The sequence below is a fragment of the Micromonospora sp. LZ37 genome, from assembly GCF_059359015.1.
On record NZ_JCADBL010000017.1, the window covers coordinates 13,999 to 29,626 of the forward strand.

A 15,628-nucleotide genomic window follows, 5' to 3' on the forward strand; every position below is an offset into this window, starting at 1 on the left:
CAGCCGCGTCCGGGTCAGAAGGCGCGGGCGTACTGGTCCGGCCAGCTCGGCTCCGCGCCCAGCTTGGCGGCGGCGCGGCGCGGCCAGTACGGGTCGCGCAGCAGCTCGCGGCCGAGCAGCACCAGGTCGGCCTCGCCGCCGGCGACGATCTCCTCGGCCTGCTCCGGCTCCACGATCAGGCCCACCGCGCCGGTGAGCACCCCCGCGTCGTGGCGGATCCGGGCCGCGAGGGGCACCTGGTAGCCGGGCCCGACCGGAATGGCCGCCCGAGCCGAGGCGCCGCCGGAGGAGGCGTCGACCAGGTCCACCCCGGCGGCGGCCAGCTCGCCGGCGAGCACCACGCTGTCCTCGACCGTCCAGCCGCCCTCGACCCAGTCGGTGGCGGAGATCCGGGCCAGCACCGGCGTCTGTTCGCCGACCGCCGCGCGGACCGCCCGGGCCACCTCCAGGGTGAGCCGCATCCGGGCGGCGCGGTCGCCGCCGTAGCCGTCGGTGCGGTGGTTGGTCAGCGGGGAGAGGAACTCGTGCAGCAGGTAGCCGTGCGCGGCGTGGATCTCCACGGCGGCGAAGCCGGCGTCCAGCGCCCGGGCCGCGGCGACGGCGAAGGCCTCCACCACCCGGGCGATCCCGCTCTCGTCGAGCGCGGTCGGCCGCCGATGGTCGGGGAGGAACGGCTCGTCGCCCGGGCCGACCGGCGTCCAGCCGCCCTCGGCGTCCGGCACGCCGCCCCGGCCGTCCCACGGCCGGTAGGTGGACGCCTTGAACCCGGCGTGCGCGAGCTGCACGGCCGGCACCGCGCCCTGCGCGGCGACGAATCCGGTGACCGGGCGCCAGGCGTCCACGTGCGCGCCCGACCAGAGCCCGGTGTCCTGCGGGCTGATCCGCCCCTCCGGCACCACCGCGGTGGCCTCGGTGAGGATCAGGCCGGCGCCGCCGACGGCCCGGGAACCGAGGTGCACCCGGTGCCAGTCGGTGGGCAGGCCGTCCGGGCCGGCGCTGTACTGGCACATCGGGGCGAGGGCGACCCGGTTGGGCAGGGTGACCGCGCGCAGGGTCAGCGGGGTGAACAGGGCACTCATGCGGTGATCCTCCAGCAGCGCCGTCGGGGAGACCCCGAGGGGCCTCCCCGACGTACGGCGGTGTCAGGCGGGAACGGGAGCCAGCTCGTCGGAGCGGGCCGGCCGGTCGGCCTCGTCGGCGTCGATCAGCTCACGCCGGCCGGCCGAGTCGTACGCGGCCCGGTCCAGGGTGCCCTCGCGGGCGGCGACGACGGTCGGCACCAGAGCCTGCCCGGCCACGTTGGTGGCGGTGCGGATCATGTCCAGGATCGGGTCGATCGCCAGCAGCAGACCGGCGCCGGCCAGCGGCAGGCCCAGCGTGCTCAGGGTCAGGGTGAGCATCACGGTCGCGCCGGTGAGGCCGGCGGTGGCGGCCGAGCCGACCACCGAGACGAAGGCGATCAGCAGGTAGTCGGTGACGCCCAGGTCCACCCCGAAGATCTGCGCGACGAAGATCGCCGCCAGGGCGGGGTAGATCGACGCGCAGCCGTCCATCTTCGTGGTGGCGCCGAAGGGCACCGCGAAGGAGGCGTACTCGCGGGGGACGCCGAGCCGCTCGACCGAGCGCTGGGTCACCGGCATGGTGCCCACCGAGGAGCGGGAGACGAACGCCAGCTCGATCGCCGGCCAGACGCCGGCGAAGAAGCGCAGCGGGTTGAGCCGGCCGGCGACCACCAGCACCAGCGGGTAGATCACGAAGAGCACGATCGCGCAGCCCACGTAGACGGCGGTGGTGAACTTCGCCAGCGGCGCCAGCAGGTCCCAGCCGTACGAGGCGACGGCGTTGCCGATCAGGCCCAGCGTGCCGATCGGGGCGAGCCGGATCACCCACCAGAGCGCCTTCTGCACGATCTCCAGCAGCGCGCGGTTGAGCGCGACGAACGGCTCGGCGGCGTCGCCGACCAGCAGCGCCGCGGCGCCGACGACCAGGGCGAGGAAGACGATCTGGAGCACGTTGCCCTCGACGAAAGCGCCGACCGGGTTGGTCGGCACGATGCCGGTGAGGAAGTCGGTCCACGAGCCGGTCGTCTTCGGCGCGGCGGCCCCGGCGGTGTCCAGGGTCACGCCCCGGCCCGGGTCGGTCAGCAGGCCGAGGCCGATGCCGACGGCCACCGCGACCAGCGCGGTCGCGCCGAACCAGAGCAGCGTCTTGAGCGCCAGCCGGGCGGCGTTGGCCACGCCGCGCAGGCTGACCACGCTGACCACGATGGCGGTGAAGACCAGCGGCGGCACGGCCAGCTTGAGCAGCTGGACGAAGAGGCCACCGACGGTGTCGAGGGTGGTGGCCAGCCAGCTCAGGTCGTTGGCGCGGGCGAGGAAACCGAGCGCCACGCCGAGGACGAGGCCGAGCAGGATCTGCACGGAGAAGGGGAACTTGCGCAGGGCGGAAGCCATGAAGAGGTGTCCAAGGTCTGGAAGGGGTCGGAACGGGGCAGCGTCAGGAACGAGGCTGCGCCGGACAGACGCCGCTGGCCTGTAGTCGGAGATCGACATACAGGCGGACGGTGAGGTGCCAGACATTGGTCATCGCCAGCCGAGGCTACTCCCGGCGGCCACCGGACAGAAGGAGCGACCGGCGTGAGGCTCCTTACAGAAGCGCGGTGGCCGCCCGTCCCGGGTCACCCGGGACGGGCGGCCACCGACACCGCCTAACCGATGGCCTTGGCCGTGGTCGTGGTCCAGCCGCTGGCGACCTGCACCCGGTTGCTCCAGCCGAGGTTGCCGTTGTTGGCGTACAGCCAGAGGTTGCCGCTCGGGTCCGCGGCCACGACGTCGGGGCGCCGGTCCCCGTTCAGGTCCGTCACCGTCACCCGGTAGCTGGTCCAGCTGGCACCGATCTGCTTGCGGACCCCGAGCATCGCCGACCCCGACTGGCCGGTGTTCGGGTAGTACCACATGTCGCCAGCGGTGTCGATCGCGATGACATCGTCGAGCCCGTCACCGTCGAAGTCGGCGGGGAAGATCCGGTAGTTGCTCCAGCCGGCGCGACCGATCTCCACCTTGCAGCACCCGTCCGGGTAGTGGAAGAGCTGGCCGGTCACGTTGTTGACGCCGAAGTGGTCGGGCCGGGTGTCCCCGTCGGCGTGCCCGGTGGCGTGCGTGTAGCTGCTCCAGCCGACGCCGACCTGCCTCCGTTGCGTGTAGGTCGGTGCCCCGTTGACGTTGGGATAGGTCCAGAGCAGACCGGACGAGTCGACAGCCATCAGGTCGGCCAGGCCGTCCTGGTTCCAGTCCTGGACGTCCCAGCGGTAAGTGCTCCATCCGGTGCCGATCTTCACCGCCGCGCCGAAGGTGGACATGCCGCCGCTGCCGGTGTTGGGGTGCAACCAGAGCCCGCCCGACGAGTCCGCCCTCACGACGTCCGCTCGTCCGTCGCCGGTGAGGTCATGAGCGGCCGGGGTGGGGTGCACCACCACCTGGTTCCAGGTCTGCACCAGCGAGAGCTGCCCCCGGAGGTGGCCGCCGTGGCTGCTCGTGCCGGTCCTCAGGCTGCCCATCCGCAGGCCGCCGGCGGCGTTCCAGGTCGTGGTGTGCGACGCGGACCCCGCCTGGCGGCCGTTGACGTAGAGGAACATCGTGCTCAGGTTGCCGGCACCCGGCTTGAAGGTGGCGGTGAGCTGGGTCCAGACGCCGAGCCGGGCGCTGTTCGCGCCGGCGGTCGCCGTGTCCCACACCGGAGCGGCCACGTCGCTGCGGGACATCGCGAACCGCCACGAGCTGTCGCTGGCCTCCGCCCAGACCCGGAACCCGGCCGTGGCGGTGCCGTCCTGGGAGAGCACGGTCCCACCGGTCGCGTCGGGCTTCACCCAGGCCGACACGGTGAACTCGGACCGGGTGTCGACCGCCGCGCCGGTGGTGACGAGGGTGCCCGTGCCGTCGAGGGCGACGTCCGGGTCGAAGAGGTCACCGGTGTTCAGCTCGACCTTGCCGCTGGCGGTGGCGTGCAGGGTGCCCACCGCGTCCCGTGCGGTCACCGGCGCGGTGGTGAGGGCGTTCAGCTGCCAGGCGTGGCTGGCGGTGATCATCGTCTGGTCGGCCTGGGCGGTGATGGTGCCCGTGCCGGCAGCGAGGTTGGTGACCAGCCAGGCGGTGCTCTTCGCCCCGGCCGTCGTGGTCCACAGGTCGGCCGTCCCGTCGCCGTTGAGGTCACCGGCGCGCAGGACGGCGCCGGAGCCCGGGTTCCAGGCCGGGTTGGTCAGCGCGTGCGCCGTGTAGGTGAGCTGTCCGGACTCCGGGGTGACGGTGAGCCCGGTCCACAGGTGCAGGGCGTTGGTGTCGCGGTTCCAGAGGAACATGGCGGTGCCGCCGGCGAGTTGGGCGGTGGTGATCGTCCAGCGGTCCCAGTCCATGCCGCCGGTCGGCGTGGTGGCCGTGAGGGGGACCGGTTCGAAGTAGCCGCCGACGAAGCCGAGGTTGGGGTAGTAGGTCAGGTGGTAGCCGTGGGTGGCGTCCCCGCTGGTGCCGATGAGGTCGGGGTAGGGCGAGGCGAGGCGGCGGCTGTCGCCGGCGTTGGCGAGTTGCCGCGGCGAGTTGCCGTTCCCGTCGGCGAGCTGGGCGGGGTCGATGCTCTGCTGGTTCTCGCTGGCCTCGGGCCGCAGCACGGAGCCGTCCCCGTTGGCGCGCAGGACGCCCGCGCCACCCGGGTTGGTGCCGCCGGGGTAGTAGACCAGCAGGTCCTGGAGCCCGGTGCCGCCGAAGTGGCCGGTGAGCGCCTGGGAGCCGTTGAAGTCGGTGGGGGCGTTGGCGCCGGTCACGCCGTTGCCGTTGGCGCCGATGTTGCTGGCGACCGGCTGGATGCCGCCGGTGCCGATCCCATTGGCCAGCCAGAGGCCGGGCGGGACGCCGTTCGTGGCGCCCACCGTGAGCAGATCGGGGATGTCGTCGCCGGTGAGGTCCCCGTCCACGGCGGTGGCAGCCGGCTGGGCGTTGAAGGTGACGCTGGCGCTGTCGCCGATGTTTCCGCCGGTGGAGAGGCTGGTGACGGTGACGGTGTTGGTGAACCGGGTCGGCGACAGGGTGATCGAGGCGCTGCCGTCGGTCTGCGCGGTCACCTCGACCGGCGCGCTGGCGTTCAGCTGGTAGAAGTACCCGCGCGGCGGGGTGCCGCTCTCGGGCGGGCCGACGCTGAGGGTCATCGGCTGGCCGATCGTGATCTGACCGGTCGGCTCGGCCACCGCGGGCTTGCCCGGACGGGTGGGATCGAAGGTGAAGGTACAGGTGGCCGACCACTCGCCGGCGGTGCGGAAGTCGGTCGCCTGGACCTTCCAGGAGAAGGCGGTCGGTTGCCCGCTGCCCGGCGTGCCGGTGACCCCGGCGGCGGTGCGCAGGCCGGCGACTGGTACGACGAGCACCGCAGTGGTACCGGAGGAGTAGGTCAGCAGGTTCGGGTTCGAGGTGGCGATCGGGGTCTGCGTGGTGTCGGAGCTCTTCCAGAGCTTGAAGGAGACGCCGAGGGTGCCACCGTTGCGGTCGGAGACCGGGGCGTAGAGCGTGACCGAGGCGTCGCCGACCGTGGAGCCGCCGGCGCAGACCGTCTTCGGCGAGGTGGTCAGGCCGGTGGGCTGGTTGGGCTTGTGGTTGTAGCGGATGGTCAGCGTCGGGCTGGTCTCCAGGAATTCCTTCCAGCTCTGGGTGTCGCTGGCCTCGCCGGCGGCGACCATCCAGAAAGTGCGGGTGGGCTTCTTGTCGTTGACGTCGGTGCGGATCTGGCTGGTGACGTCGAAGGAGACGGCGGCGGCGTCGCAGCCGCTGTAGCCGTGGGCGAAGCTCTTGGAGGCGGCCAGCGTGCCCTTGCTCTGTGACTCCCAGTAGTTCCAGGTGGCGTTGCTGGAGGTCAGTGTCGTGCCGGGGGCGTAGACGTTGACCGTCTTGTCGGCGCAGCTCCACGACCGGGTGTTGGTGATCTTGAAGTACGCGTCGGAGATCTCCGCCCCGGTCAGGGTGCTGTGAGGGACCGGGAAGTTGATCAGCGTGTTGGAACGCTGGCTGCCGGAGTTGCCGACCTGCATCCGCCCGATCAGGTCGGGGGTGTCCTTCCAGTAGTTCGTCGACTGGTGCTGGTAGGAGATCGTCGCCCAGCCGGACATCTTGGGCCCGATCGGCGTCCAGGTGAAGGTCGGGTCGATGTAGACCGGGTAGACCGTGCGGGCGTCGGTGAGCAACCCGCGGTCCGGGGTGAGGCGCAGTCGGTCGTTGCCGATCCCCACCTTGACCGGGGCGGTGCGGGCGGCTCGGCCCGGCGCCGTCACGGTGGACCTGGCGGCGCCCGGCGCGGCGGACACGGCCGTGTCGTCGGCGGAGGAGTCCCACATGACCGGGGCGGGCGCGGTGAGCACCGCCGCGCCGGTCCGGTCCCGGCCGGCGATGTTGCCGGCCGCGTCCGTGGCCAGGGTGAAGCCCTTGGCGCGGGTGCTCAACGAGAGGGTGGCCAGCGCCGGGTGCTTCGCCGCCACCGCGTCCCGGACGACGAAGACGTGCGAGAACGAGCCTTCGCCGGTGATCCGGACGGTCAGGTCGACCCCGGGCAGGACGTCGGCGTAGGTGGCGGTGGGGCCGGCGAGGGTCGGTGCGGGCAGCGGAACCGGGGTGCCCACGTCGAGAGAGCGATCGCCGGAGGTCAACTGGGCCAGCGGGCCGGTGCCGCCCGGGGAGAGCCGGACCGGGTTGGTGGTGACCGCGCCGGTGATGCTGCCGTCAGGGTGCCGGACCAGGGTCGGGTCCAGGTCCTTCCACGTCCCGCCGACCCGGGTCCGCGTCGGCACGGCGGACTGGGTCAGCTCGACGGTGCCGTCCGGACGGGCGGTGACGAGGGTGGTCGAGGTGCCGGCGGCGCCGGCCTCCACCGGCTTGCCGGTGCGTCGCGCCCGGGCCATCGCCTGGTCGATGCCGAGCGAGGTGGCGCTCGGCTCCGAGCGGGGTGCGTTCGAGGCGGGCGCGGCGGCGACCGGCCCGGTCTCGGCGGTGAGCGCGGCGGCGCCGAGAAGCATGCCGGTGGCGGCCGTCGATGCCAGCAGGCGTCGATGAAGTCGGGATCGTTGTCTGGGCAGCACGATGGAATCCCCCCCGTGGGTGGCCCGGGCACCGGATCGTGCCCGATGGTCGGCCACAGTGAAGCAGTCCGATGTGTCGCAGGGAACGCCCGCCGTCACGGAGGGTTGTCCCATTCGGGGACTCTGCTCCTGGTATGCGGCGGCGTCGCGCCGCCACTCGTTAGGGATTCGTTATCGGCTCAGGCTCCGCCCTCGGCGATCGGCTCGTCCGGCTCCGAGCGCCGTGGCGGTGGCGAGACCCCAACCGGCGGCGACCGCCAGCAACAGCCGTTCCAGGCCACCCACCAGGCCGCCCCGCCCGACCGTCACGATCGCCACGGCGACGGCCAGGCCCAGCGGCAGCGATACGGCCGCGCCGAGCCGGGCGAGCTGGCGCAGCCCGGGCGCCGCGCGCGCGGAGACGGCGATCGTCAGCATCGCGGAGACCGTCGCTCCCACCGCCGCGATGCTCGCCCCGCCGTGCACCAGGTCGGCGGCGGTCGGCGTCTCGAACGGCGGCAGCGGGCAGCCGGCGCTGCACGTCACCGCGCCGGAGAGCGCGGTGCAGACCGCGCCGGTGCCGAGCAGCGCCGCCGCGCGGCGCAGCTCCGGCGGGAGCGCCGTGGCCAGCAGCAGCAGCGCCGCGGCCAGGGAGAAGATCCCGATCCGGTACGTCGGGGCGTAGCCGCTCTGGGTGATGGCGGCCTCGCTGATGTACCCGGTCAGGCCCGGGCCGGGACCGGCGGCCACCGCGACGGCCACCGACACGGCGCCGGCCAGCCCGCAGCCGGCGGCGGCAGCCGCGGCGGCCGCCCGGGCCGGGGTGGTGGTCGCCGCGGCGGACCGGTCCGGGTCAGCCACGCCCGTGCGGCGTCGTCCAGCCGGAGGTGTCCGGGCCCAGCGGCACGACGCCGGTCGGGTTGATCTCCTGGTGGGTGCCGTAGTAGTGCCGCTTGATGTGGTCGAAGTCCACCGTCTCGCCGAACCCCGGGGTCTGGAACAGGTCCCTCGCGTACGCCCAGAGCACCGGCATCTCGGTCAGCTTCTGCCGGTTGCACTTGAAGTGCCCGTGGTACGCCACGTCGAAGCGGATGAGCGTGGTGAAGAGCCGCACGTCCGCCTCGGTGATCGCGTCGCCCATCAGGTAGCGCCGCCCGGCCAGCCGCTCCGACAGCGCGTCCAGCCGCGCGAAGAGCGCGACGTACGCCTCGTCGTACGCCTGCTGGGAGGTGGCGAAGCCGCACCGGTACACGCCGTTGTTGACGTCCCGGTGGATCTCGGCCATCAGCGCGTCCATCTCCGGGCGCAGCTCGACCGGGTAGAGGTCGGGCGCGTCCGGGGAGTGGAACCGGCGCCACTCGGTGGAGAGGTCCAGGGTGAGCTGCGGGTAGTCGTTGGTGACCACCCGCCCGGTGTGGGTGTCGACCAGCGCCGGCACGGTGACCCGCCCGGTGTAGTCGGGATCGGTGGCCAGGTACGCCTCGGAGAGGTAGCCGATGCCGAGCACCGGGTCGAAGCCGTCCGGGTCGAGGGCGAACCGCCAGCCCCGCTCGTCCCGGATCGGGTCGACCGTGCCGAGGCTGATGACCTCGTCGAGGCCGAGCAGGCCGCGGACGATCCGGGCCCGGTGCGCCCACGGGCACGCCCGGCACCAGATCAGCCGGTACCGGCCGGCCTCCAGCGGCCAGCGGTCCTGCTCGTCCGGGCCACCGCCCTCCGCCGCAGTCGAGTGCGGGGTGACCCGGCCGGTGAACCGGTTGGGCTGGCGGACGAACTCGCCGCTGCCGGCAATCTCTGCGTTGAACTGGGGCCGGGCCATGCCGTCAACCTATCCGGTCCGGACGCGGATATCCTGGCGCCCGGGACGTCCGGCGCGACCCGGCGGACGCCGCCACCCGAGCCCCTTCCCACCCCCGAAGGACAGCGCCGATGACCGTGGCATACCTCGTGGCCGGAGTCCGCACCCCGATCGGCCGGTACGCCGGCGCCCTCGCCGGGGTACGCCCCGACGACCTGGCCGCCCACGTGATCCGGGAACTGGTCGCCCGCCACCCGTCGGTGGACTGGGCCCGCACCGACGACGTGGTGCTCGGCTGCGCCAACCAGGCCGGCGAGGACAACCGCAACGTGGCCCGGATGGCGGCGCTCCTCGCCGGCCTGCCCGAGCAGGTGCCCGGCAGCACCGTCAACCGGCTCTGCGGCTCCGGCCTGGACGCCCTCGCCACCGCCGCGCGGGCCGTCGTGGCCGGCGAGGCCGACCTAGTGGTCGCCGGAGGGGTGGAGAGCATGAGCCGGGCGCCCTTCGTGCTGCCGAAGGCGGCCACGCCGTTCTCCCGCGCCGCCGAGGTCCACGACACCACGCTCGGCTGGCGGCTGGTCAACCCGCTGATGGAGCAGGGGTGGGGCATCGACTCGATGCCGGAGACGGCGGAGAACGTGGCCGCCGAGTTCGGCGTCGACCGGGCGGCCCAGGACGCGTTCGCGCTGCGCTCCCAGCAGCGGGCCGCCAAGGCCCAGGCCGACGGCCGGTTCGCCGAGGAGATCGTGCCGGTCACGGTGCCGGCGGGGCGGCGCGAGACGAAGCTGGTCGAGGTCGACGAGCACCCCCGGGAGACCTCGCTGGAGAAGCTCGCCGCGCTGCCCACCCCGTTCCGCGCGGGCGGGACGGTGACCGCCGGCAACTCCTCCGGCGTCAACGACGGCGCGGTGGCCCTGCTGGTGGCCTCCGCGGACGCGGTGGCCCGCTACGGGCTCACCCCCCTCGCGCGGGTCAGCGGCGCCGCCGCGGCGGGCGTACCGCCCCGGATCATGGGGATCGGTCCGGTGCCGGCCACCCGCAGGCTGCTCGACCGGCTCGGGCTCGGCCTCGGCGACGTCGACGTGGTGGAGCTGAACGAGGCGTTCGCCGCGCAGGGCGTCGCCGTGCTGCGCGAACTGGGCCTGCCGGAGGACGCCGAGCACGTCAACCCGAACGGCGGCGCGATCGCGCTGGGCCACCCGCTCGGCGCCAGCGGCGCCCGGCTGGCGTTGACCGCCGCGCTGGAGCTGCGTCGCCGCGGCGGCCGGCGGGCGCTGGCCACCATGTGTATCGGGGTGGGGCAGGGCATCGCGCTGATGCTGGAGTCCGCCGACTGAGTCGTGGCCGGGTGGGCCGCGGGATCCCCGCGGCCCGCCCGAAAAGTCGATCTCCCGCGTCAGGGCGCGCGCGCATAGAGTGTTCAGCACCACACGATCCGCGGGTCGGCCGGTGTCGCGTCCGCGTGCCCGCGCACGCCCCGGGCACCGGTGCCCTCCCGCGCCGCGGCGACGAACTGGGGCGAAGCGATGCAGATGCCGGACGGAACTCCCGCCGAGATCGACCTGAGCCGGCCGAGCGCCGCCCGGGTCTACGACTACTTCCTGGGCGGCGCGCACAACTTCGAGATCGACCGGCAGCTCGCCGAGCAGATCGCCAGCATGACGCCGAACCTGGCGGCCACCATGCGCTCGGGCCGGGAGTTCCTGCGCCGGGCGGTCCGGGTGCTGCTGGACGCCGGCATCGACCAGTTCCTCGACATCGGCTCGGGCATTCCCACCGTCGGCAACGTGCACGAGGTGGCCCAGGCCGCCAACCCGCAGGCGCGGATCGTCTACGTCGACATCGACCCGGTGGCCGTGGCGCACAGTCGGGAGCTGCTGGCCGGCAACGACCGGGCCACCGCCATCCGCGCGGACCTGCGGGAGCCGAAGCTGATCCTCGACGAGGCCCGGTCCAGCGGCCTGATCGACTTCGACCGGCCGATGGGCATCCTGCTCGCCGGGGTGGTGCACTTCATCCCGGACGTCGACCGTCCGGCGGACATCCTGGCCGCCCTGCGGGCCGCCGCCGTGCCGGGCAGCTTCCTGGTCGTCTCGCACTCCACCTTCGAGGACCAGCCGCAGGAGATGCTCGACGCGCAGCGGCTGTCGAAGCGGACCGCCACCGAGATCACGCTGCGCTCCCGCGCCGAGATCACCGGCTTCTTCGGGGACTGGACGATCCTGGAGCCCGGCGTGGTGCACATGCCGCTCTGGCGCCCCGACTCGCCGTCCGACGTGGACGACCACCCCGAGCGGTTCGGGGCCTTCGGTGGGGTGGCCCGATACGACCGCGCCGCCGGCTGAGTCGACATGTCCGCCGTCCCGGATCCCGACGGGGACGACCTCAGTCGCGCGGGCGCCCAGAGGTACGCCGCCGAGTGGGCGCGGGCGGTGCGCCGGCTCGCCTTCGTGCCGCTCAGCGCGGACGAGACCGAGCGGCTGCTGCTCGTGCACACCGTACGGCTCGGCCAGGCCCTGCTGGCCGCGGAGTTCTCCGCGGTCGCGGCGGAGGACGTGGGGCGGGCGCTGGTGGAGGCGCACCTGACCGAGCCCCGGGTGCTGGACTGGTCGGTCCTCGCGCTCGGTGACCGGTTCCTGGCGCGGGTGCTGCCCGGCCGGGCGGGCGAGCCGGAGGCCGCCGACCGGGTGGCGGCGTTGCAGGGGGCCCTCGCGGCCGGCTTCGCCCGGGCGCTGCGCGACCGAACGTTCAGCCAGCAGGAGCGGATCGCCCGGTCGGCCTGGCAGGCCCGGGACGCGGTGGAGCGGGCACTGCGCGACAGCGAGGCCCGGTTCCGGGCGGTCTTCACCGGCGCGGCCATCGGGATCGGCATCGCCGGCACCGACGGGCGGATCATCGACGTCAATCAGTCCTTCGCCGAGATGCTCGGCTACACCATCGAGGAGCTACGGCAGATCAACGTGGCGTCGCTCTTCCACGCCGACGACGCCGCCGGCATGTGGGAGCTCTACCAGGAGCTGATCGAGGGCAAACACGACACGGTCCGGGTGGAGAAGCGCTACCACCGCAAGGACGGCAGCGTCGTCTGGACCGACCTGGCCGTCTCGCTGGTCCGGCACGACGACGGCCGGCCCCGGTTCACCGTCGCGATGATCGAGGACATCACCGAGCGGTACGAACTCCAGCAGCGGCTGCGTTTCCAGGCGCTGCACGACCCGCTGACCGGTCTGCCCAACCGGACGTTGTTCTTCGAGACCCTGGGGCAGCTCTTCGAGACGGCCGGGCCGGAGCAGCGGATCGGCATCTGTTTCCTCGACCTGGACGGATTCAAGGCGGTCAACGACAGCCTCGGGCACGACCTGGGCGACCGCCTGCTGATCACCATCGCCCGGCGGCTCGCCGACTGCGTGGCCGGTCTGGGCCACCTGGTCGCCCGGATGGGCGGCGACGAGTTCGTCATCCTGGTCGACGGTGGCGAGGGGATCGACGACGCCGTCGGCGTGGCCGAGCTGGCCCTCGCCGCCGTCTCCGCCCCGGTGCTGATCGGCGACCAGCAGCTCGCCGTCTCCGCGAGCGTCGGCGTGGTCGAGTGCCCGGCCGCGGAGACCAGCGTCTCCGACCTGATGAAGGCCGCCGACACCACCCTCTACTGGGCCAAGGCGGAGGGCCGGGGCCGTTGGGCGGTGTACGACCCGGAGCGCAGCGCCGCCGACATCGCCCGGTCCGCGCTCGCCGCCGGCCTGCCGGCCGCCCTGGACCGGGGTGAGTTCGTGCTCCACTACCAGCCGATCGTGTCGCTGCTGGACGGCTCGATGCGGGCCGTGGAGGCGCTGGTCCGCTGGCGGCACCCGGAGCTGGGCCTGGTCGGCCCGGACCGGTTCATCGGGCTCGCCGAGGAGACCGGCCTGATCGTCCGGCTGGGCGAGTGGGTGCTCGGGCAGGCGTGCCGGGACGCCCGGGCGTGGCATCGTGACTTCCCCGAGGCCAAGCTGGTGGTCAGCGTCAACCTGGCCGCCCGGCAGGCCGACGACCCGGCCATCGTGGACACCGTGGCCGCCGCCCTGGACCGGACCGGCCTGCCCGCGGAACTGCTGCAGCTGGAGCTGACCGAGAGCGCGGTGATGGGCACCGCGGGGGAGCCGCTGCGGTCGCTGCGCCGCCTCGCCGCGCTCGGTGTCCGGCTCGCCATCGACGACTTCGGCACCGGCTACTCGAACCTGGCGTACCTGCGCCGGTTGCCGATCCACTGCCTGAAGCTCGCCGGGCCGTTCGTGGAGGGCATCAAGGCCGAGGACCCGGACGCCCCCGGCGACCACCGGGACGAGCGGATCGTGGACGCGCTGGTCCGGCTGGCGCACGCGCTGGAGCTGTGGGTGACCGCCGAGGCGGTGGAGACCGGGACGCAGGCCGAGCGGCTGCGGGCGCTGCGCTGCGACACCGGGCAGGGCCGCTGGTTCGGCCCGCCGGAGCCGGCGGACCGGATCACCGCCCGGCTGCGGGACGGGGTGGCCACGTGGGCCTGACGGACGCGCAGGCGGCCGTGTCGGTGGTGGCCGCGCTGGCCATCCTCGCCGGGCTGGCCGGCGTGGTGGTGCCCGGGCTGCCAGCCCTGCCGCTGTGCTGGGGCGGCGTGCTGGTCTGGGCGGTCTTCGGCGGCGCGGGCCCGGGTCGGTGGGCGGTGCTCGCCGCGGCCACCGTGGTCGCGGTCGGCGGCACCCTGGTCAAGTACGCCTGGCCGGGGCGGAACCTGAAGCGGACCGGGGTGCCCACCTCGTCGCTGCTGGCCGGCGGCCTGCTCGGGCTGGTGGGGTTCTTCGTGATCCCGGTGGTGGGGCTGGTGCTCGGCTTCGTCGGCGGGGTGTTCGGCGCCGAGCGGCTGCGGCTCGGCAGCAACCAGCTCGCCTGGCCGGCGACGGTGCAGGCGCTCAAGGCGGCCGGGCTGTCGATGATGGTGGAGTTCCTGGCCGGCCTGACCGTGGCCGCCCTCTGGGTCGCCGGCCTGCTGTTCGCCTGAGCCGGCGGCCGGTCCGGGAGGTGGGCACCGGTCAGGCCGACGCCATGCGGATCACCGTTCCCGGTGGGCTCGGCGCCTGAGGGAGACTGGCGGGCATGGCTGACTTGGGCGATGCGAAGGCTGCGCTGCACCACTACCTCCAGGCGACGCGCGAAGACCTGATCTGGAAGCTCGACGGGCTGAGCGAACGCGAGGCGAGGCTGCCCCGCACCGCGACCGGCAACAACCTGCTGGGAGTCCTCAAGCATTGCCTCAATGTCGAAGCCGGCTACTTCGGGCCCACCTTCGGGCGCGAGTTCCCGACGCCTGAGGACCTGGTCCCCATGCAGGCGTTCGAGGCGGACCCGCAGGCAGACTGGTACGCGTCGGAGGGCGAGACGAAGGATGGGCTGATCGACCTGTATCGCCGTGTCGGGGTGTTCGCGGACCAGACGATCGAAGAGCTTCCCCTCGACGCGCCGGGGCGGGTGCCGTGGTGGCAGCCGGGGCGACAGGACGTGACGCTGCAAAGGATCATCGTCCACGTGACCTGCGACCTCGCTCGTCACGCCGGTCACGCGGACATCATGCGCGAGCAGCACGACACGGCGATCGGCCTGCGGCGGGAGAGCAGCAGCATCCCCGACGACTACGACTGGCCGGCGTACGTCACCAAGCTGACGAAGCTGGCTGACCGCTTCGGATAGCCGGTCCCGTCGGTGCGTTCGTGACCCGGAGCGACGGCGAGAGCGGAGTCCGCTCGCTTTGGGCGGTCATGGGCACGCGACGCGATGCGGTGGGAGACACTCGGACGATGACCGAAATGCCCCGGCAGACGTGGTATCACCGATGCCTGGGCTGGCACGCCCCAGCCCTGCGGCGAGCCGTCATCGTCGCCGGCATCGGGTTCATCGTCGCTCTGGCGCTCCTGTCGTCCATGACGTGGCAGTTGGCCGTGGTGGGGGGCTGGGACGCCGCCGCGCTCGCGTTCCTCATCACCATCTGGCCGGTCATCATCCGAGCGGACAGCTCCCACACCGAAACGCTCGCCATGCGTGAGGACGAGACGCGGGTGACCGCCGCAGTGCTGCTGGTAGGGGCGGGCGTCACCAGCCTGCTCGGCGTCGGCCTCGCTCTCAGCCTCGCCGGCCGGCAGAGCGGCTCGACGCGGGTGCTGCTCGTCGGCGTCGCAGTGCTGACCGTCCTGCTGTCGTGGACCGTTGTGAACACGGTCTTCACCCTGCGCTACGCCGACCTGCAATACGGATCGACGACCGGAGGGATCGGCTTCGAAGGCGAGTCTGCGCAGGGGCCCACCTACCGTGACCTGGCCTACGTCGCCTTCACGATCGGCATGACCTACCAGGTGTCGGACACGACCATCCGCGATCCGCGGATCCGAGGCACCGTGCTCGCCCACGCCGTCCTGTCCTACGTGTTCGGTGTGGTGATCGTCGCGGGTTCCGTCAACCTCATCGCCGACCTGGTCAGCTGACCGGGTCAGGTCTCGCCGTGCGGGTGCGCTGAGCAGTCCGCACCGCCGGGCGGAGGGACGGCGGCGCGGGGCACCCGTCGGGCACGGCGGAGCACGCCGTACGTGAGAGAGAGATGGGTGCCCCGCGCCGCCGCGCACCCGGGCTCCTGCCGAGCGCCCGGGGGTGGGCCCGTCGCGATCGGGCCTGGTCACGGGCACAAGAATGCGGCCGGACGGGGCTGGAGGGCAACGCAATTAGCGAGTTCGGCACCCGCG

At 73.2% G+C, this 15,628-nt stretch carries 11 protein-coding genes; 6 read left to right on the top strand and 5 right to left on the bottom strand.

All coding sequences use genetic code 11. The features are described from left to right. Positions 1–14 precede the first annotated feature (14 nt). The 5 genes from AC5L3Z_RS27555 to AC5L3Z_RS27575 form a co-directional block, all read right to left on the bottom strand. On the bottom strand, positions 15–1,079 hold the full coding sequence (locus tag AC5L3Z_RS27555) for an NADH:flavin oxidoreductase/NADH oxidase (protein WP_494846108.1): 1,065 nt from the start codon (positions 1,077–1,079) through the stop codon (positions 15–17). A 63-nt stretch (positions 1,080–1,142) separates the two neighbouring features. Then, positions 1,143–2,441, bottom strand: a complete 1,299-nt coding sequence (locus tag AC5L3Z_RS27560) for a dicarboxylate/amino acid:cation symporter (protein ID WP_494846227.1) — start codon at positions 2,439–2,441, stop codon at positions 1,143–1,145. A 266-nt stretch (positions 2,442–2,707) separates the two neighbouring features. After that, positions 2,708–7,108 carry an FG-GAP-like repeat-containing protein gene (locus AC5L3Z_RS27565; protein ID WP_494846110.1) on the bottom strand — a complete coding sequence of 1,467 codons (4,401 nt, stop codon included), beginning with the start codon at positions 7,106–7,108 and terminating at the stop codon, positions 2,708–2,710. Positions 7,109–7,279: 171 nt separating this feature from the next. Next, entirely contained in the window at positions 7,280–7,948 is a 669-nt protein-coding gene (locus AC5L3Z_RS27570) for a DUF998 domain-containing protein (protein ID WP_494846111.1), read from the bottom strand. Beyond that, positions 7,941–8,906 (bottom strand): glutathione S-transferase family protein, encoded by a 966-nt coding sequence (locus tag AC5L3Z_RS27575; protein WP_494846113.1) that lies wholly within the window; start codon positions 8,904–8,906, stop codon positions 7,941–7,943. The genes AC5L3Z_RS27570 and AC5L3Z_RS27575 overlap by 8 nt, the downstream gene beginning before the upstream one ends. 110 nt (positions 8,907–9,016) lie before the next feature. Between AC5L3Z_RS27575 and pcaF the strand changes: the two genes are divergently transcribed. From pcaF to AC5L3Z_RS27605, 6 genes are all read left to right on the top strand, one after another. After that, complete coding sequence (pcaF, locus tag AC5L3Z_RS27580; RefSeq protein WP_494846114.1) at positions 9,017–10,222, top strand: 3-oxoadipyl-CoA thiolase; 1,206 nt, start codon at positions 9,017–9,019, stop codon at positions 10,220–10,222. 189 nt (positions 10,223–10,411) lie between these two features. Next, positions 10,412–11,230 carry an SAM-dependent methyltransferase gene (locus AC5L3Z_RS27585; RefSeq protein ID WP_494846115.1) on the top strand — a complete coding sequence of 273 codons (819 nt, stop codon included), beginning with the start codon at positions 10,412–10,414 and terminating at the stop codon, positions 11,228–11,230. Between the two features lie 6 nt (positions 11,231–11,236). Further along, positions 11,237–13,408, top strand: a complete 2,172-nt coding sequence (locus AC5L3Z_RS27590) for a putative bifunctional diguanylate cyclase/phosphodiesterase (RefSeq protein WP_494846117.1) — start codon at positions 11,237–11,239, stop codon at positions 13,406–13,408. Further along, entirely contained in the window at positions 13,399–13,899 is a 501-nt protein-coding gene (locus AC5L3Z_RS27595) for a DUF456 domain-containing protein (RefSeq protein WP_494846118.1), read from the top strand. Before AC5L3Z_RS27590 ends, AC5L3Z_RS27595 begins: the two co-directional genes overlap by 10 nt. A 95-nt stretch (positions 13,900–13,994) precedes the next feature. After that, entirely contained in the window at positions 13,995–14,585 is a 591-nt protein-coding gene (locus tag AC5L3Z_RS27600; RefSeq protein WP_494846120.1) for a DinB family protein, read from the top strand. A gap of 107 nt (positions 14,586–14,692) precedes the next feature. Continuing rightward, entirely contained in the window at positions 14,693–15,373 is a 681-nt protein-coding gene (locus AC5L3Z_RS27605) for a DUF1345 domain-containing protein (RefSeq protein WP_494846122.1), read from the top strand. Positions 15,374–15,628 lie beyond the last annotated feature (255 nt).

Coding starts and splice junctions, on each gene's coding strand:
- AC5L3Z_RS27555 (WP_494846108.1), bottom strand. CDS start 1,079: ATGAGTGCCCTGTTCACCCCGCTGACCCTGCGCGCGGTCACCCTGCCC.
- AC5L3Z_RS27575 (WP_494846113.1), bottom strand. CDS start 8,906: ATGGCCCGGCCCCAGTTCAACGCAGAGATTGCCGGCAGCGGCGAGTTC.
- pcaF (WP_494846114.1), top strand. CDS start 9,017: ATGACCGTGGCATACCTCGTGGCCGGAGTCCGCACCCCGATCGGCCGG.
- AC5L3Z_RS27585 (WP_494846115.1), top strand. CDS start 10,412: ATGCAGATGCCGGACGGAACTCCCGCCGAGATCGACCTGAGCCGGCCG.
- AC5L3Z_RS27590 (WP_494846117.1), top strand. CDS start 11,237: ATGTCCGCCGTCCCGGATCCCGACGGGGACGACCTCAGTCGCGCGGGC.
- AC5L3Z_RS27600 (WP_494846120.1), top strand. CDS start 13,995: ATGGCTGACTTGGGCGATGCGAAGGCTGCGCTGCACCACTACCTCCAG.
- AC5L3Z_RS27605 (WP_494846122.1), top strand. CDS start 14,693: ATGACCGAAATGCCCCGGCAGACGTGGTATCACCGATGCCTGGGCTGG.